This is a genomic window from Nonomuraea sp. 10N515B (assembly GCF_052245915.1).
In the GTDB taxonomy this organism is placed as follows: Bacteria; Actinomycetota; Actinomycetes; order Streptosporangiales; family Streptosporangiaceae; genus Nonomuraea.
This window is the reverse complement of sequence record NZ_JBQQBQ010000021.1, coordinates 127,952-145,022: the sequence shown is the minus strand read 5'-3', so window position 1 is coordinate 145,022 and position 17,071 is coordinate 127,952. Positions and strand designations below refer to the sequence as shown.

17 protein-coding genes are annotated in these 17,071 nt (G+C 71.4%); 8 read left to right on the top strand and 9 right to left on the bottom strand.

Annotated features, from left to right (window positions below):
- Window position 1: 1 nt before the first annotated feature.
- From ACTWQA_RS29310 to ACTWQA_RS29300, 3 genes are read left to right on the top strand one after another with little or no spacing between them, the layout of a single operon-like run.
- A complete protein-coding gene (locus ACTWQA_RS29310; protein ID WP_327589982.1) occupies window positions 2-979 on the top strand; it encodes an ABC transporter substrate-binding protein in 978 nt (325 codons plus the stop codon).
- The gene (locus ACTWQA_RS29305; protein ID WP_443162279.1) at window positions 976-1,755 is read left to right on the top strand and encodes an ABC transporter permease; all 780 of its coding nucleotides are present in this window, start codon (window positions 976-978) and stop codon (window positions 1,753-1,755) included. Before ACTWQA_RS29310 ends, ACTWQA_RS29305 begins: the two co-directional genes overlap by 4 nt.
- Entirely contained in the window at window positions 1,752-2,549 is a 798-nt protein-coding gene (locus ACTWQA_RS29300; protein WP_443162278.1) for an ABC transporter permease, read from the top strand. Before ACTWQA_RS29305 ends, ACTWQA_RS29300 begins: the two co-directional genes overlap by 4 nt.
- Here ACTWQA_RS29300 and ACTWQA_RS29295 read toward each other — a convergent pair.
- The 4 genes from ACTWQA_RS29295 to ACTWQA_RS29280 all read right to left on the bottom strand — a co-directional run bounded on the left by ACTWQA_RS29295 (window position 2,540) and on the right by ACTWQA_RS29280 (window position 6,268).
- Entirely contained in the window at window positions 2,540-3,541 is a 1,002-nt protein-coding gene (locus ACTWQA_RS29295) for a nitrilase-related carbon-nitrogen hydrolase (RefSeq protein ID WP_443162277.1), read from the bottom strand. The two genes, ACTWQA_RS29300 and ACTWQA_RS29295, sit on opposite strands and share 10 nt — an antisense overlap.
- The gene (locus tag ACTWQA_RS29290; RefSeq protein WP_443162276.1) at window positions 3,538-3,975 is read right to left on the bottom strand and encodes a hypothetical protein; all 438 of its coding nucleotides are present in this window, start codon (window positions 3,973-3,975) and stop codon (window positions 3,538-3,540) included. The genes ACTWQA_RS29295 and ACTWQA_RS29290 overlap by 4 nt, the downstream gene beginning before the upstream one ends.
- A 3-nt stretch (window positions 3,976-3,978) precedes the next feature.
- Window positions 3,979-5,358: an aldehyde dehydrogenase family protein gene (locus tag ACTWQA_RS29285; protein ID WP_443162275.1), complete on the bottom strand. Its 1,380-nt coding sequence runs from the start codon at window positions 5,356-5,358 to the stop codon at window positions 3,979-3,981.
- Window positions 5,359-5,428: 70 nt separating this feature from the next.
- Window positions 5,429-6,268, bottom strand: a complete 840-nt coding sequence (locus ACTWQA_RS29280; protein WP_443162274.1) for an SDR family NAD(P)-dependent oxidoreductase — start codon at window positions 6,266-6,268, stop codon at window positions 5,429-5,431.
- A 161-nt stretch (window positions 6,269-6,429) separates the two neighbouring features.
- Here ACTWQA_RS29280 and ACTWQA_RS29275 point away from each other — a divergent pair, with 161 nt between their 5' ends.
- Window positions 6,430-9,033 carry a LuxR C-terminal-related transcriptional regulator gene (locus ACTWQA_RS29275; RefSeq protein WP_443162273.1) on the top strand — a complete coding sequence of 868 codons (2,604 nt, stop codon included), beginning with the start codon at window positions 6,430-6,432 and terminating at the stop codon, window positions 9,031-9,033.
- A 112-nt stretch (window positions 9,034-9,145) separates the two neighbouring features.
- Window positions 9,146-9,613: a general stress protein gene (locus tag ACTWQA_RS29270; RefSeq protein ID WP_443162272.1), complete on the top strand. Its 468-nt coding sequence runs from the start codon at window positions 9,146-9,148 to the stop codon at window positions 9,611-9,613.
- A gap of 72 nt (window positions 9,614-9,685) precedes the next feature.
- On the opposite strand, the gene ACTWQA_RS29265 is transcribed toward ACTWQA_RS29270, so the two are convergent.
- On the bottom strand, window positions 9,686-10,117 hold the full coding sequence (locus tag ACTWQA_RS29265; RefSeq protein WP_305915259.1) for a CBS domain-containing protein: 432 nt from the start codon (window positions 10,115-10,117) through the stop codon (window positions 9,686-9,688).
- Window positions 10,118-10,285: 168 nt separating this feature from the next.
- On the opposite strand from ACTWQA_RS29265, the gene ACTWQA_RS29260 reads away from it, so the two are divergent.
- Window positions 10,286-11,719: a hypothetical protein gene (locus ACTWQA_RS29260; protein ID WP_443162271.1), complete on the top strand. Its 1,434-nt coding sequence runs from the start codon at window positions 10,286-10,288 to the stop codon at window positions 11,717-11,719.
- A gap of 47 nt (window positions 11,720-11,766) precedes the next feature.
- Here ACTWQA_RS29260 and ACTWQA_RS29255 read toward each other — a convergent pair whose 3' ends face one another.
- On the bottom strand, window positions 11,767-12,195 hold the full coding sequence (locus tag ACTWQA_RS29255) for an SPW repeat protein (RefSeq protein WP_443162270.1): 429 nt from the start codon (window positions 12,193-12,195) through the stop codon (window positions 11,767-11,769).
- Between the two features lie 80 nt (window positions 12,196-12,275).
- Window positions 12,276-13,244 carry a CapA family protein gene (locus ACTWQA_RS29250; protein ID WP_443162269.1) on the bottom strand — a complete coding sequence of 323 codons (969 nt, stop codon included), beginning with the start codon at window positions 13,242-13,244 and terminating at the stop codon, window positions 12,276-12,278.
- 197 nt (window positions 13,245-13,441) lie between these two features.
- On the opposite strand from ACTWQA_RS29250, the gene ACTWQA_RS29245 reads away from it, so the two are divergent.
- Both ACTWQA_RS29245 and ACTWQA_RS29240 read left to right on the top strand, forming a co-directional pair.
- The gene (locus tag ACTWQA_RS29245) at window positions 13,442-13,675 is read left to right on the top strand and encodes an antitoxin (RefSeq protein WP_443162268.1); all 234 of its coding nucleotides are present in this window, start codon (window positions 13,442-13,444) and stop codon (window positions 13,673-13,675) included.
- A 76-nt stretch (window positions 13,676-13,751) separates the two neighbouring features.
- Window positions 13,752-15,239: a cobyric acid synthase gene (locus tag ACTWQA_RS29240; protein WP_443162267.1), complete on the top strand. Its 1,488-nt coding sequence runs from the start codon at window positions 13,752-13,754 to the stop codon at window positions 15,237-15,239.
- Here ACTWQA_RS29240 and ACTWQA_RS29235 read toward each other — a convergent pair.
- Both ACTWQA_RS29235 and ACTWQA_RS29230 read right to left on the bottom strand, forming a co-directional pair.
- Window positions 15,181-16,215: a 1-acyl-sn-glycerol-3-phosphate acyltransferase gene (locus ACTWQA_RS29235; protein ID WP_443162266.1), complete on the bottom strand. Its 1,035-nt coding sequence runs from the start codon at window positions 16,213-16,215 to the stop codon at window positions 15,181-15,183. The two genes, ACTWQA_RS29240 and ACTWQA_RS29235, sit on opposite strands and share 59 nt — an antisense overlap.
- A gap of 24 nt (window positions 16,216-16,239) precedes the next feature.
- A complete protein-coding gene (locus ACTWQA_RS29230) occupies window positions 16,240-17,052 on the bottom strand; it encodes a patatin-like phospholipase family protein (RefSeq protein WP_443162265.1) in 813 nt (270 codons plus the stop codon).
- Between the last annotated feature and the right edge of the window lie 19 nt (window positions 17,053-17,071).

The window sequence follows — 17,071 nt, the reverse complement described above, 5'->3', positions numbered from 1 at the left end:
CATGAAGCTGGCCAGGATCGTCGTCGCGGGCATGGCGGTGGCGCTGACACTGAGCGCGTGCGGAGGAGGAGGCGGTGCCGCCACGGGCGGCGCCGCGTCCACCGGCGGCTTGGAGAAGACACAACTCTTGATCGGCGTGGTGCCGGTGCCGTCGTCGGCGCCGTTGTTCATCGCGGAGAAGCGGGGCTTCTTCAAGGAGGAAGGGCTGACCGTCAAGACCGAGATCATCCAGGCGCCGCAGGCGGTCATGCCGAAGATCCTCAACGGCAGCATGGACGCCTTTCTGACCAGCTATGTGTCGCTGATGGCGATCAACGACTCGGGCGCGGCCAAACTGAAGCTCTTCCAGCACAGCCAGGAGGCCGCCCCGAACGTGGCAGGCGTCGTGGTGGCCAAGGACTCGCCGATCAAGACGGCCGCCGACCTCAAGGGCAAGACGATCGCGGTCAACGTGCTGAAGGCGCTCGGGCAGACGCTGACCAACGCCCACCTGCAGGAGGCGGGGCTCAAGCCGGAGGACGCCAAATACGTCCAGGTGCCGTTCGCCGACCAGCTCAGCGCGCTGACCTCCGGCAAGGTGGACGCGGCCTGGCTGGTGGAGCCGTTCCTGACCGCCGCCAAGAAGGGCGGCGCCACTCAGATCATCGACACCACCTCCGGCGTCACGGCCGGCGTGCCGATCGACGGGTGGGGCGTGAGCGAGGACTGGCTGGCCAAGAACCCGAAGACGGCCGCCGCCCTGCACCGCGCGCTGGCCAAGGCTCAGCAGATCGCCGGCTCCGACCGCAAGGCGATCGACGAGGTCGTGCCGACGTACACGCAGATCCCGGCGGACGCGGCGGCGGCCATGACGCTCGGCACGTTCTCGATGCAGGCTGACACGGCCAGCGTGCAGAAGCTGGCCGACCTGCTGCACGGCTACGGCTACCTCAAGGCGAAGGCGGACGTGGCGCAGCTGTTCGCGCCGATGAGCGGATGACCGGCGGGCGCCTGGAGCGGGGGATCCTGGGGGCCGTCGGCGTCATAGGGTTCCTCGCCGTCGCCGAGTTGGCGGGACGGACCGGGCTCGTTCCCGACGTGATGCCGTACATGTCGGATGTGCTGGTGACGGCGGCGCGGCTGCCAGCGGACGAGCAGTTCCGCGCCGACGTGCTGGCCACGCTGGCGGCCTGCCTGAACGGGCTGGCGATCGCCGTCGCGGTTGCCGTGCCGGCGGGGCTGCTGTTCGGCTCAGTGCCGTTCCTGGAGCGTTCGACGCGGCCTTTGGTGGAGTTCCTGCGGCCGATCCCGTCGGTGTCGCTGATCCCCGTGGCCGTGTTCGTCTTCCCGGGCAGCCACGACGCCAAAACGGCGCTGATCTTCTACACCTGTTCGTGGCCGGTGCTGATCAACACGCTGTACGGCCTGAGCGACGTCGACCCGCTGGCCAAGGACACGCTGCGGAGCTTCGGCTTCGGCCCGCTGGCGGTGGTGCTGCGGGTGAGCCTGCCGAGTGCGGCGCCGTTCATCGCCACCGGCGTGCGCATCGCCGTGTCCGTCACCCTCATCGTGGCGGTGAGCGTGGAACTGCTGGCGCCGGGCGGGGGCGGGATCGGCGCGTTCCAGTCGCTGGCGGGCAGCGCGAACCGGGCCGATCGGGTGTTCGCGGCGGTCGTGTGGGCCGGCCTCATCGGGCTGGCCGCCAACCTGCTGTTCACGGCCGCCGAGCGGCGCGTGTTCCGCTGGCACCAAGCCCGGACGGGGGAGGCCGCATGACCCGGCAGCCGGTCTGGTCGCGGCTGGGATGGTATTGGCTGCTGCCCGTGGCCGTCATCGCCTGGGAGCTGGCCACGCGGGAGACGCAGGCCGCCTACTTCCCGCCGCCGTCGCGGATCGTGGCCAGGCTGCATGAGATGTGGTTCTCCGGGCCGATCGGACGGGTGTTCCTGACCGACGAGGCCGTCGCCGACCTGCTGCCGAGCCTGGCCAGGTTGTTCGCCGGCTGGGCCATGGCGTGCGCGGCCGGCGTTCTGGCAGGGGTGGCGCTCGGCCGCTCATACCTGCTGTCGGCGCTGGTGGAGCCGCTGGTGCACTTCGGCAGGTCGGTGCCGCCGGCGGCGCTGCTGCCGGTCTTCCTGTTGCTGTTCAAGATCGGTACCCCGATGGAGCTGGCCGCGATCGTGTACGGCGTCATCTGGCCGGTGCTGATCAACTCCATGGACGGCGCCCGCCACGTCGACCTCCAGTACATCGAGACCGGCACGGTTTTCCGGCTGAGTGCCTGGCAGCGGCTCACCCGGATCATCCTGCCCGCCGCCGCCCCGAAGATCTTCGCCGGGCTGCGGCTGAGCGTGTCCCTGGCGCTGATCATGATGATCATCTCGGAGCTGGTCGGCAGCAGCGAAGGCATCGGCCACCGCATGCTGGAGGCACAGAGCCAGTTCGACATCCCCGCCATGTGGGCCGTGATCGTGCTGCTCGGGCTGCTCGGCATCGCACTCAACACCGCGTTCCTGGGAGTGGAGCGGCTGGTGTTGTCCTGGCACCGCGGCGCCCGCGGTCAGTCGTAGAGCCGCTCGATCGTCTCGGCCTGCCGGGCGCGGAACCACGTGCGGTCCTTGGCGCCGCCGGCCAGGCCGCCGGGTCGCTCGCCGTCGTGCCTGGCGTACTCCTCGGCCCACAACCCGGTCTTCACCCGGCTCGGCAGGTTGGCCATGCCGGGCCGCCGCCGTGCCCGGCGCAGCACGGCGAGGTCGAGCTCCGCCGCGGCCACCAGCGACTCGCCCGCGCCGGCCTGCGCAAGCACCCGCCCCTCGTGGTCGATCAGCTCGGAGCCGCCGTTGGTCGAGTCGCCGGGGATGGCGATGCCGGTCAGGCCGCCGGTGTTGGCCGACACCACGTAGGCCAGGTTCTCCACCGCCCGGGCGCGGCGGGCGATCGCCTTCGGTGTAAGGGCCGGGGACGACGCCTCGGAGGTCGGGTGGCAGAACACCTCGGCGCCGCGCAACGTGAGCGCGCGGGCCAGTTCGGGCATGAGGATCTCCTCGGAGGCCAGCACCGCCAGGTTGCCGATCTCGGTACGGGCCACCGGCAGCACGGCGTCCATGCCGTAGATCTCCACGTAATCGCCCCACACGTCGTACGGCGTCGGCGTGAACATCGAGTGCAGCCTCCGGTAGCGCAGCACCACCTCGCCGGCGGGGGAGAGGATCACTGACGCCTGGAAGTACAACTCGGGGAAGTGCTCGTCCCGCTCGTAGGCGTTCACGCACAGGAACACGTCGTGCGTGACGGCGATCCCGGCGAGCGCCCGGTATTCGGGGCCTCCGGGATCGAGCGCGGCCCGCTCCCGCCACTCGGCGAAGCTCTCCCGCATCGGAAACCCGGTCAGCACGTACTCGGGCAACACCACCAGCCGCAGGCCCGGCCCGAGCCACGCCTTCGAGCCGCCGACCTGTGCGCCGATGCGATCGATCGCGGCGCGGATCTCGGCCCGCGGATCGTCGGCGCCGTTGATGGCCTTCGTCCGCACCTGCAGCGCCAGAGCCGTGAAGGCCGTCATGCCACGCGCCTCTCGTCGATCAGGGTCCGCCGCACGCACACGCCGTCCTCCAGCCACTGCCAGACCCGGCTGCGCGACCTGCCGTCCGCGCTCAGCACGATCATCTCGAACAGCCGGAGCGGCTGCCCCTTGTACCGCCAGGTGAGGTAGATCGTGCTGTCGTCCACCTCCCAGAACACGCCCGTGAGCCGCTCGGTGTCGAACCCGCACCGCCCCCTGCCGAGGTACGTGCCGGGGAACTCATGCACCTCGGTGCGCCCGTCGTCCCAGGTGTAGCGGTTGACCTGGTGGTAGGCGGCGTCGCCGACGATGCGGCAGGTCATCTGGACGCGGTGCCGGTCGAGCAGGCTCCCGTCGCGGCCGAGGTGCCGGTATTCGCCCTCCCACTCGCCCTCGTGCCGCGCCAGCAGCGGCATGTCCGCCCGCAATCCCATCCGTTACCCCTTCGTCGCGTGCCACCACGGGTCGGCGGCGTCGGATCGGTTGACCAGGAAGGCGCGGCGGCGCAGGAACCGGCTGATGGAGGCGGGGCCCATCCGGGAGCCGCCGAGCCCGGACAGCCGGAAGGAATGCTTCTCGCCCTCGTGCACGAGCGCGGTCAGCGAGGCGTCGTTGACGCTGACCGCCCCGGCGTGCAGCCGGGCCGCCACGGCCCTGCCTTGCTCCTCGGTGGCGGCGAAGACCGCGGCCGACAGCCCATACACCGAGTCGTCGGCCAACGCGACCGCCTCGTCCACGCCGTCCACGGCCATGACCGGCAGCAGCGGGCCGAACGTCTCCTCCGTCATCACTAACATCGTGTGATCGACCCCGGACAACACGGTCGGGCGGCACCAGTGGCCGCCGCCGTGCCGCTCGATCGCCCCGCCCGTGTGCACGATCGCGCCCTTGGCCACGGCGTCGGCGAGGTGCGCGGCGAGCATGTCCGGCTGCTCAGGCGCGATGATCGGCCCGATGGGCCCGCCCTCGCAGGTCAGGCCGACCTGGGCGGCCTTGCCCACGAGCAGCGCCAAGAACTCGTCGTGGACCTCCCTGGCCACGTAGACGCGTTCGATGGACTGGCAGGACTGCCCGGCGTTGGCGGTGCCGCCCCACAGGATCGCCGAGGCCGCCCGGTCGAGGTCCGCGCCGGCCAGCACGATCGCCGGATCCTTTCCGCCAAGCTCCAGGTACGCGGGTACGAACGCGCGGGCGGCGGCCTGTGCCACCAGCCGCCCGGTCGGCACGCTGCCGGTGAACACCACGGCGTCCACCAGATCCACCAGCGCCGCCCCCGTCGCGCCGTCGCCCTCGACGACCCGCAGCGGCAACCCGTCCGGCACCAGCCGCATCAGTGGCTCGATGAACCTGGGGGTCACCTCGCTCGGCTTGACCACCACCGCGCACCCGGCGGCCAGCGCGGGCACGGCGTCGATGAGGCCGAGCAGCAGCGGGAAGTTCCACGGGGTGATCGCCCCGACCAGCTCGTACGGCACCGCGTCGCCGCCCACGACCACGCCGGGCAACGAGGCGGGGAACTCGGCAGGCGGCGCCAGCAGGGCGGGCGCCTGGCGTACCCACCGGTCGATCAGGCCGGCCACGATCTGCCGCTCCAGCAGCGACTCCGCCACCCTGCCGGTGTCGGCCACCAGCGCGGCGAGCAACTCGTCGTCGGCGGCGAGCGCGGCGCCGAACCGCGACAGCGGCGTGCCGCGGTCGGCGTCGCGCCAGGCGGGGGTCATCGCGCGCAGCTCCGCCGCGACGGCGGCGAGCCGGTCGGGCGGGACCGGATCGAGCGGTCGCTCGATCCGGCCGGTGAGCGGGTCGCGGACGTTCATGGACCGCCCTTCGTACGGGGAAGGAACCTCATTGTGATCATGCCGGGCGAAAGGTTGTCCAGCCCGCCGATCAGCTGCCCGGCATGGGCAGCAGCGTCGGGTTTTCGCCGTGGAGTATCTGCGTCATCCGGTGCTCGATGTGTCCGGCGTATTCGGGATGCGTCAGGATGTAAAAGCGCTCCTCGCGAATCGCCTGCAGCACCTCCTCGCCGATGGTTCGCGGGCTGAGGCCGAGCGCGAACCCCTGCCGGGCGGCGTCCTCGGACCAGCCGGACGGAAACGGGCCGGCCTCGGCGAATCTGGCCGGCCGATTGCGGTGGGAATTGAAGATGTTCGTGCTGACCACGCCGGGGCACAGCACCGATATGCGCGGTTTGAAGCCGCCGCCGATGAGTTCCAAATGAACAGTTTCTGAATATGCGATGACGGCCGATTTTGATACGCCATACAACGAGCCGCCCGTCAGCAGACCCGCTATGGATGCGGTGTTGACGATGTGCGCATCCTCGCCCTGCTCGATCATGACGGGGAGAAAGGTGCGGATTCCGTGCACGACGCCCATCAAGTTCACGCCGAGAATCCACGCCCAGTCGTCGAGCGTGCTCTCCCAGCTCGGCCTGCTTCCGGTGTGGACGCCCGCGTTGTTGCACAATACGTTGACGGTGCCGTATTTCCGCAGCGCGGACTCGGCGAGCACGGCGACGTCAGGCGCTTGTGAGACGTCGGCCGGCACGGCGTGCACATCGGCGCCCCCATCGCGCAGCTCCGCCGCCGTGGCGTAAAGTGCGGGCTCCTCCACGTCGCTCAGCACCACACGCATCCCCACTGCGGCGAACGCCTCGGCCATTCCCCGCCCGATGCCGCTCGCCGCGCCGGTGATGACGGCGACTTTGTTCTCCGGGTCTTTCATGACGACAGATTAGAGAAAAAGAGGCTGCCCGACATCCGCTCGTTTCGGCCGCGCCGAGGCCACATCCCCCAAGTACGTAGTACCCGCGGGTGTGAAAGATCTTGAGAGGCATGAGATTTTCCCGTACCGGTCCAGGAAAGCGCTTCATCGGAGGCAGCGACATGCGGGGACGCGAACGTGAATGGCGCCACGTCGACGGCCTGCTGCGCGTGCTGCGACGGCGTGGCGGGACCCTCCTGGTCGACGGCGAGCCGGGCGCGGGCAAGAGCCGCCTGCTCGGCGAGGCCGCCGCCGCGGCCTCCGCACGGGGCATCGCCGTGGTGCGGAGCGGCGTGGCGGAGTTGGGGGAGCTCGTTCCGTGCGGCGTGCTGCTGGAGGCGCTCGAGCTGGGCGCCGAGCCCGACGACGCCGCGCCCGTCGGGTCGGGAACGCGGCTGCTGGACCGGCTGAAGACGGCCTTCCACGCCAGGGCGCCGGTCCTGGCCGTGCTCGACGACCTGCACCGCGCGGACCCGGCGACGCTGAAAACCCTCCACACCCTGCACGGCCTCCTCGCCGGCCAGCCGGTCGGCTGGTTGCTGAGCCGCTCGACCGCGGTGCGAGCCGGTCCTGCGGCCGCGCTGTTCGACCTGCTGGAGCGGCACGGAGCCGCGCGGACGACACTCGCCCCGCTGTCCCCGGACGCCGCCACGGCGCTGGCCGCGGACACCCTCGGGGAACGTCCCGACGCGGCCACGCAGGCACTCGTGGCGACCGCCGGTGGCAATCCGCTGCTGATCATCGAACTGCTCGCCGGACTGCGCGACGAAGGCCTGCTCGGGACGGCCGGGCCGGGCGCGCCCCTGCCGGCCCGGCTGCGAGCCGTGGTGCGGAGCTGGATCGACCCGCTGAGCGCGGAGGCCAGGAGCCTGGTGGAGACTGCAGGGGTGCTCGGCGGCTCGCTGTCGCTCCAGCACGCCGCGTCGCTGCTGGGTACCACGCCGGCCGGGCTGCTCCCGGCGATGGAGGAGTCCACGGCGGCGGGCGTCCTCGTCGTGACCGCGCACGGCCTCGCCTTCCGCCACGAACTGGTCGGGGACGTCGTCGCCGCGTGGGTCCCGCCGCCCGTGCGGCAGGCGCTGCATGAGCAGTTCGGCGTGATCGAGGAGACGGCCTGTCCGGCTGCGGCGGGACCGGCCGTCGCCGCCATGGAGTCCGCGATCGCCGCAGGACGGCTGCGGGAGGCCGAGCGGGTGGTCAGGAGGCGCCTCGCCGATCACGGCACCGTGCCCGGCATGGCCGAGCTGCGATCCCTGCTGTCGGAGATCATGTACCTGAGCGGGCGGGGTGAGGAGGCGGTCAGGGAGGCCGAGACGGTGCTGGCCGTTCCCGGCCTGCCCCAGCACGTCCGCGACCGGGCCATCCTCGTCCGGCTGTACGCCGTCACCCGGCAGCGAAGCGGCGGCGCCGCGGCGGCGTACGCGAGCGAGGTCGTCGAGGAGCGGTCCCGGCACGGTCCGGCGGCCACAGCCGCCGCGCTGATCGCCCTCGCGACGGCCGCACGGGAGGAAGGCCGGTTCGCGGACGCGCTGGCGCTGGCCGAGGACGCCGGCCGGCTGAAGGAGGGCGACCGCTACGAAGTGCGCCTCACCATGGCCGCCATCCTCACGGACGTCCGCCGGCTCGACGAGGCCAGGGCCATGCTCCGGCAGGCACGCAAAGAGATGTTCGCCGGCGGCCACCTGGCCTGGGCCGCGGACGCCTCGGCGCTGGAAGCCCGCACCGAGCTGGCCGCGGGCCGGCTCGACAGCGCGGCAGGCGAGGCCGAGCGCGCGCTGGACCTCGCCGGAGCGCTCGACATGCCCGTGACTGCCACGGTGGCACGCTCGGTGGCAGAAACGGCGCCCGGCACGAGGACAGGCACGGTGGCAGGCACGGTGGCCGGCACGGTGCTCGCCGCCGTGGCGCTGCGGCGTGGCGACCTGCGCGAGGCGGCACGACAGGTCGCCGAGCCGCCTGAGGGATCGCTCGAGTCACGTACCCGCAACGCCCTGCTGACCGCGCAGATCACCGAGGCCCGCGACGGCCCGCATAGCGCCATGACCCTGCTCGCCGGCCTCTCCAGCCCGCTGGCGCTCGCCATGGAGCCGACGGCCGCCCCGTGGCTGGTGAGGGTCGCGCTCGGCGCGGGCGACCGATCAGCGGCCGAGTCCGCCGCCGCCGCAGCGGAAGCAATCAGCCGGGCCAACACGGGGTTCCCCGTGCTCGCCGCGTCCGCCGCGCACGTCCGGGGCCTGCTCGACGGCGACCGGGACGCTCTCGCGCTGGCCGCCGGGCAGGCCGTGGACACGTGGGCGCGAGCCTCCGCGGAGGAGGATCTCGGCGTGGCGCTCGAGAAGGCCGGGCAGCGTGAGGAGGCGGCCGGCAGCCTGGACCGCGCCCTAGCGGGGTACGTCGAGACGGGATCCGTCAGGGACGCGGCCCGCATCCGGCAGCGGCTGCGCGGCATGGGGGTACGCCACCGGCACTGGAACTCCGCCAAACGGCCGGACTCAGGCTGGGACAGCCTCACCGAGACCGAGCACACCGTTTCCCTGCTGGTCGTGGACGGGTGGACCAACCGGCAGATCGCCGAGCAGATGTTCATCAGCGTGCACACGGTCACGTTCCACCTGCGGCAGGTCTACCGCAAGCTGAGCATCAACTCGCGCGTCGAGCTCGCGCGTCTCGCGGTCGCGCAGGGGCGGGTCGACCCCGGCCGGGCGCGGGAAGGAAGACGGGGCTGACTACACGTCTGGGGGATGTGGCCGGGAAGCGCCAGGAGCAGGGTCGAAACTGTAGATACAGGACGTCTCCACATGTCTTGGCATGGGGAGGAGAGGAGGAGCCGTGTCTCACATGGTGTCGTCGACTCTCATCACGACCAACAAGGAACCGATCGCGACCTATCGCAGTTACCAGGAAGCCCAGAAGACCGTCGACTTCCTGTCCGACCACGGGTTCCCCGTCAAGGGCACGCTCATCGTCGGTGTCGGGCTCCGCTCGATCGAGCAGGTCGTGGCGCGCATGACATACCTGCGCGCGGCCGCCTGGGGCGCGCTGAGCGGAGCCTGGTTCGGGCTCCTCATCGGCCTGTTCTTCGCGATCTTCACGGCCACGGCCATGCCACAGATAGCCCTGGTGCTGTACGGGCTGCTGTGGGGCGCGGTGGCCGGAGCGATCTTCGGCCTGATCGCCCACTCGGTGCACGGCGGTCGCCGGGACTTCGTCTCGGAATCCGGCCTGGTCGCCGACAAGTACGAGGTCCTCGTCGACTCCGATCACGCGGCCAAGGCCCACGAGCTCCTCGGGAAGACGCCTCACTAGGCCGCTCGTTCGGGGAGTGGGGGGTTGCGGGGCGCACCAACCCGTTGATGAACGTGCTGGTGCACCTCCGTATCACGACGGCGCGTAGACCCGGTGGACGAACTCGGCGAGCTTGTTGTCCGGCAGTTCCTTCGCCAGGTCCGACTCGCTGACCATACCGACGATCCGGTGGTTGTCGATCACCGGCAGGCGCTTGATCTGGTGCTTCTCCATCTTCTGCAGCGCCTCTTCGACGCTGCTGTGGGCATCCACCCAGACCAGCCCGTGGGCGAGTTCGCTTGCCGTGGTCCGGTCGAGGTCCTTGCCCTCGGCGCAGCACTTGATCACGATGTCCCGGTCGGTGATGATGCCCTTGAGCCGGTCGTCGTCACCGCAGATCGGCAACGCGCCGACCCCCAGGTCGCGCATCATCTGCGAGGCCCTGCGCAGGCTATCGCTCGCGCCGATGCACTGCGCTCCCTGGTGCATCACGTCCTGAACCGTCTTGCCTTGCGTTGTGCCCATTCTTTTTCGCCTCCCTGAGAAGAAGGATGGGATTTTCAGGGCACCCCTACCCAGCAGATTCCAGATCAGTGGTGGGCCGCCCGGCGAAATGCCCTGTGAGCAGCGGATACGTTCGCGCAGGCCCCGGTTGTGGGGGTTGTCGTGGACATGTGGCGTCGTTCTCCCGCGGTGACGGTCCCGCGCCCTGACGCGGCCCTTGCCGCCCCCGAGCCCGCCGTGCGCCCGGTCGTGCTGCTGGCGGGGGTGAGCGTCCTGTACGGCGTGGCCCAGCTGTTGCTCGTCTCGCCGTATCTGGGCATCGGCTGGGACGAGGCCGTGTACGCCAGCCAGGTCGCCCCGCACGCGCCGCCTGCCGTGTTCAGCGCACCACGGGCGCGGGGCGTGCCGCTCCTGGTCGCCCCCGTGGTGGCGGTGACCGATTCGGTGTTCGTGCTGCGCCTGTATCTGACGGTGCTCTCGGTGGCGGCCCTGTTCGGGGCGTTCTACGTCTGGCTGCGGGTGCGGGCCGATCACGTGGTGCCGCTGGCCGCCCTGCTGTTCGGCGGCTGCTGGCTGACGTTGTTCTACGGCAACCAGGCCATGCCCAACCTGTACGTCGCGCTGGCCGCCGTCGCGGCCACCGGTTTCCTCGTCCTGGCCGGGCGTTCCCGGCCGGCACCGGTGGGGCTGGCGGCAACGCTGGCCGTCATGTCGTTGATGCGGCCATCCGACGCGCTGGTCGCCGCGGCGGCCCTGGCGGTGGGGGCGCTCGCCCTGGTGCCCCGCCGCTTGCCGGCCGTGCTGGCCGCCATCGTGGCCGGACTGGCGGTGGGGTGGGGCCAGTGGGCGATCGAGGCGCAGGCGAGCTTCGGCGGGTTCGCGACCCGGCTGCGGGACGCGGGCGAGCACAACGCCATGGGATGGAGCGTGTCGTTCCTCGAGCACGCCAGGGCGCTGGACGGGCCCACGCTGTGCCGGTTCGGCGCCGACTGTGGCCCTGTCTCCCCGGTGGCGCTCATCTGGTGGCTGGCCATCCCCCTGATGGCCGCGCTCGGCCTGTGGGCGGCCTGGCGTGAGCACCGGCTGCCTCCGATGCTCCTGGCCGCGGGCACCGGTGTGGCGATGGCGCTGCCGTACCTGTTCTACGTGGACTATGCGGCGCCGCGCTTTCTGACGCCGGCGTACGCGCTGCTGTCTTTGCCGGTGGCGGAGGCGGCGGTGGCGGGACTGCGGCTGCGCCGCCTCGTCGCGGTGGCGGTGATCGCCGGACTGCTGGCGCACCTGGGGCTCCAGGCTGCGTACGCCTACGGGCATGGAGTCGGCAACCGCCACGGCAGGGACGACATCGGCCGGGCCGCGGCTGAGCTTCGCAGTCTTGGGGTGCGTCCGCCGTGCCTGATCTACGGGGAGAACTGCGTGCAGATCGGCTACCTGCTCGGCTGCGACTCGCAAGGAGTCATCCAGCGCTTCGCGCAGCAACTCCCGGCCCGCATCCGTCAGGCGTTGGAAGGCCGGACGCAGGTGGTGGCGGTGCACAAGGATCTGCGACTCCCGCCGTACATGCTGACCTGGGTTGAGACCGATCTATCCGGTCCGTGGACGGCCAGGTTCGCCCGCCCTTGAGTATGCGCGTGGCCGGGCCGGAGGTCATCCGGCCCGGGACAGGTTTCTCACCGCCTTCTTCTCGTCATGCCCATGCCCACGGTGACCAGGCCGAGGACGGTGATGATGGCGCCGACGATCACGTTGGTGGTGATCGCGCCGGCCGTGGCGGCCTCGCCCCGGATCAGCCACGGGGCCACTATGGTCCACACGCCGATGAGCGGGGCGGTCCAGGCTATGCCGTACGTGCGGCCGAAAGCCGAGCTGAAGCCCAGCGCCAGCAGCGCGACGGCGATCCCGGTGACCAGGTTGTTCATGGTGAGGGATCCGAGGTTGACGAATCCCACGATCCACGGCGACAGCGCCAGGAACAGTCCGGCTACCAGTGTCACCCCGTCTGCCAGTTGAACGGCCGGATTGGCCGCGGCGACCTCGTACCTTTCCCGCATACGGATGATGTCGGGATGACTCTCCATCTCGCGGGTCATCGGTGACATCACCTCCTCCTCGCGATGACGGGACCTTTTCCCGTTTCCCCAGATCAAACCCCTACCCAAGCCGGGCATACGCACTCCAGTTAGCGCATGTCCGCAGTCAGCAGGCCGTCCTCCCAGGTGGCGCTGGCGCCGAAGTCCGCGCACGCACTGGTGAAGCGCCGGCCCAGCCAGGCGCGTTCGTCCCCCTCGGCCAGGACGGTCCGGGCGTACTCGAGCTTGAGCGGAACGGCCCGCAACCGCACCGGGCCCAGCTCGTCGACCGTCACCAGGAACAGGAACGACAGGTCGTTGCGCAGCTCGGGATCCACGATGTAGTCGTCGAGGAAGTCACCCATGTCGTAGAGGACCGGCGGCGCGAGGCCGTGCACCACGTGCGCGGAGTGGCCGGCGACCAGGCTCGCTCCGGCATCGACCAAGGTCGTGGCGGCGGCGCTGATGTAGGGCTGCGGGCCGGCCGTCATGTTGGGACCCCAATGGGGCGTCACCAGCACGGCGTCCGCCTCCGCGCGCATCGCGGCCACCGCGTCCGTCAGCCAGGACGGCACCCCGGAGGACAGGTCCGCGTAGGCCACGCCCGGCCGGTCGGGGCGGGCCGCGTAGTCCAGCGGATGATCGGTCGCGCCGATGACGCCGATGCGCAGCCCCCGCACGGACAGGACGACCGGCTGCCTCGCCTGCGCCTCGTCGGCGCCTGCGCCCACCGCGTGGACCTCCACGCGTTCGAGGTGCGCGCGGGTGTCGAGCAACGCGTCGTAGCCGTAGTCGAGCGCGTGGTTGTTGGCCAGCGTGACGCAGCTGACCCCGACCTCGGCGAGCAGGTCCGCGGCCTGCGGGGGCGCGCGGAAGTGGAACGGCTTGCCGGGCGAGAGCCAGGGGCTGCCACGGTCGGAGATGCAACATTCGAGGTTCAGCACGATCGCGTCGGCCTCGGCGAGGTGCTCGCGGACTCCGTCCGACAGGTACGCGTCCGGATCCGTGGACGCGGCCAACAGGTCGGCCACGCCGCGGCCGAGCATGGTGTCGCCCGCCAACGCAAGCGTGACAGTCACGAGGGTCCCCTGCCTCACGAGGGCCCGTCCAAACCCGTTCCCCCAGGCAAAACAGCAGGTCATCACCGGCAAAGCCCCGGTCAAGGCGGTGCGCCTCGCCGGCGGCGATCTCCGCAGCCGGCTCTGGCGGGGCCCCGTGATTGTCCCGGTCGCTCGGGTAGGGGCGAGCGGTAGTCGCGAGAACGGGGAGAACGGTCATGAGCCGTATCGGGGAATGGCTGAGGAAAGCGGAGAGCTTCGCCAGAGGGCACTCCAAGCAGGCCGATCACCTGCTGGACCGGGTCGAGCGGTTCGCGAAGGAGCGGACCGGACACAAGTACGACCGGCACATCGAGAAGGGGACCGACGCGGTGCAGCGTCGCTACGGCGGCGCGTCCCGGCGCGACAGGCCCCGGGGCCACGACCAGAACCCTCCCGGCCCGCAGGGCTGACGCCTATCGGGGAGGCCGTCCGCAGGCTCAGCCGCGGGCGGCCTCCTCCTACGTCCGCTCCCGGTACGGTGATCCCATGGTCACCGGGGGATTGCTGGTCGCGGGCACCACGTCGGACGCGGGCAAGAGCGTGGTCACCGCCGGCATCTGCCGCTGGCTGGCCCGCCAGGGCGTGCGCGTCGCGCCCTTCAAGGCCCAGAACATGTCGCTCAACTCCTACGTCACCGCGGAGGGCGCCGAGATCGGCCGGGCCCAGGCGATGCAGGCGCAGGCCGCGGGCCTGGAGCCCGTGGCGGACATGAATCCGATCCTGCTCAAGCCCGGCAGCGACCGCCGCAGCCAGGTCGTCCTCATGGGCCGGCCCGTCGCGGACGTGGACGCGATGGAGTACGGCACGCTCAGGGACCTGCTGCGGACCGCGGCGCTGGAGGCGCTCGGCCGGCTGCGCGAGCAGTACGACGTGGTGGTGTGCGAGGGCGCCGGCAGCCCGGCCGAGATCAACCTGCGCCGCGGCGACATCGCCAACATGGGCCTGGCCAGGGCCGCCGGCCTGCCGGTCGTCGTGGTCGGTGACATCGACAGGGGAGGGGTGTTCGCCGCCTTCTACGGCACGGTGGGCCTCCTCAACGCCGAGGACCAATCCCACATTTCTGGTTTTGTCATCAACAAGTTCCGCGGCGCCAAGGAGTTGCTGGAGCCGGGGCTCGACATGCTCAGGCAACTGACCGGGCGCCCGGTGTACGGCGTGCTGCCCTGGCTCGACGGGCTCTGGCTGGACGTCGAGGACTCCCTGGCCCTGGACGGCCGCCGGGTCGCCGTCCGCGCCCCGCACGGCAGGCAGACGCTGCGGGTGGCGGTGGTGCGGCTGCCGCGGATCTCCAACTTCACCGACCTGGACGCGCTGGCCGCCGAGCCCGGCGTCGTGGTGCGCTTCGTGAGCGAGCCCGCCGAGCTGGACGACGCCGACCTGGTGGTGCTGCCCGGGTCGCGGGCCACGGTGGACGATCTGGCCTGGCTGCGGGCGCGGGGGCTGGCTGCGGCGATCATCGGCAGGAAGGGGCCCGTGCTCGGGATCTGCGGCGGGTTCCAGATGCTCGGGCGCGAGATCGTCGACCACGTCGAGTCGGGCGCCGGCACGGTCGACGGACTCGGCCTGCTGCCCGTACGGGTCGCGTTCGAGGGGGAGAAACGGCTCGCCCGGCCGGAGGGCAGCGCCTACGGGCACCCGGTGCGCGCGTACGAGATCCACCACGGCCGGGCCACGGTAGAAGGCGGCGAGCCGTTCCTCGACGGCTGCCGGGCCGGCGACGTCTGGGGGACCACGTGGCACGGCGCCATGGAGAACGACGCGTTCCGCCGCGCGTTCCTGGCCGACGTGGCCGAGCGGGCCGGGCGCGACTTCGTCCCGGCTCCCGGGACGGACTTCGCCGCGCTCAGGGAGGAGCGCCTGGACGCGCTCGGCGACCTCGTGGAGCGGCACCTCGACACGGACGCGCTGCTCCGCCTCATCCAGCACGGCCCGCCTGAGGTCCCTTTTCTCCCACCGGGAGCCGTTGGGCGCTGATCCAGGCGTCGATCTGCTCCCAGTGGTCGTACAACCAGCGCACGCGCTCCTCGCGCGTGCGTGGCACCTGGGCGGCGGGCACCCGCCACCACTTGGCGGTGATGTGCGCGCTGAAGGGCAGCTTGCGCCAGACGTCCCCCAGCGTGACCAGGTCGTCGAGTCCGGTGTGCGCGACGAACACGACGTCCGCCGACGGGCAGGCGTCGATGGCGGCGATGGCGCCGTTCGGGCGGGGCGGCAGCAGGTGGTCCATGCCGCGGGCCCGCTCCGCCTCCTCGGCCAGCCCCTTCTCCTCCAGCCGCCTGATCGCCAGCCGGTGGCGGCGCGGGGTGAAGTTGCCGCCTTCCGGGAAGATCACCAGCGCGTCCTCGTCGCCCATCGTCGCGGCCAGCCGCCGGATCTCCTCGACGACGCCCTGCTGCCCGGACTTGCGGGGCACGAACGCGTTCGGCAGGCGGTTGATCACCACGTCGAGCGAGGGGTCGTACTGGAGGGCGGCCTTCATGACGATGCGGGGGCGCCGCCGGTAGAGCGCCAAGAGGTGATAAATCAGCAAGAAGGAGTCGCCGGGGCCGGCGTGCCGGGACAACACGATGACCGGCCGCGTCAGCCGGGCGGCCTGCTCCGCCTCGGTCAGCTCCGGCTCCTGGACGTCCAGGGTCAGCCGGAAGATCCGCACCGCGGCGGTGTACACCTTGGACAGGAACCACCTGATCAGTTCGTAGTGCCGCTCCTGGCGGCGGGCGCCGCCCGCCGCCCACAACCACAGGCAGGAGATCAGCACCGCCGACTCCAGCGTCAGCCACGCCACCCCGAACCACACGAACCTGAGCCCCCTGCGCTGCGGCGGCGGCAGGCGAAGCGAGGCGGCGGCCGTGACGACCAGCCAGAACGGCAGGGTGACCAGCATGAACACGGTCACCACGATGACCAGCGGAGCCAGCACGAGCCGGCGCAGGATGCGCGGTGGGAGCAACGCGGCCTCCCTTGACGTCTCCTCTCATCCTCCTCCGTCGGCCAGGTAGCGGGAAGACGCTTCGTAAGCCCGCTCGATGCAGGCCGACAGCTGCGACAGGTCCCGGTAGCGCAGCGGCGAGAGCGGCTCGGTCACCCCGGCGGGCAGCACGTGCACCTCCACCCCGGGCGGCAGGCTGGCCATGTCCTCGGCGAAGCGGTGCCGCCGCGCGATCTCGAACGCCACCAGCCCCACCTCCCAGAACCGCCGGGGCGGCGACAGCGGCCGCTCGATCCGGCCGACGTGCAGCACGTACACGCGCTTGGCCCCGAGGTGCACGGCCCGCCCGACCGGAATGCTGTGCACCAGCCCGCCGTCGTAGAAGTGCTCGCCGCCGATCACGACCGGCGGCAGCAGGCCGGGCACCGCGCACGACGCCAGCACCGCCTCCACCAGCGGCCCGCTGGTGAACCAGTGCGCCGCCGCCCGCTCGACCGACGCCGCCACGCACTGGAACGGCACCTCGAGGTCCTCGATCCGCGACACCCGCACCGTCTCGCTCAGGACGTCCCTGAGCGGCCCCATCGGGTGCAGGTGGGTGCCGGTCCTGGCCAGCGTCGACAGCCGGGCCACCCATGATCCGGCGAAAGCCGTACGGACGATGTCGGAACGCCACAAACCCGTCAGCCTGGCGACGGCCTCGGCCGGAGCGGCGGCGATCACCGCTCCGTTGAGCGCGCCGACCGACGTGCCCACCACGAGGTCGGGCCTGATCCCCGCCTCGTCGAGCGCCTGCAGCATGCCCACCTCGTGCGCGCCGAGCACGCCGCCGCCACCGAGCACGAACGCGGTCTCCACGTTCCCACCCTCTCGTTGC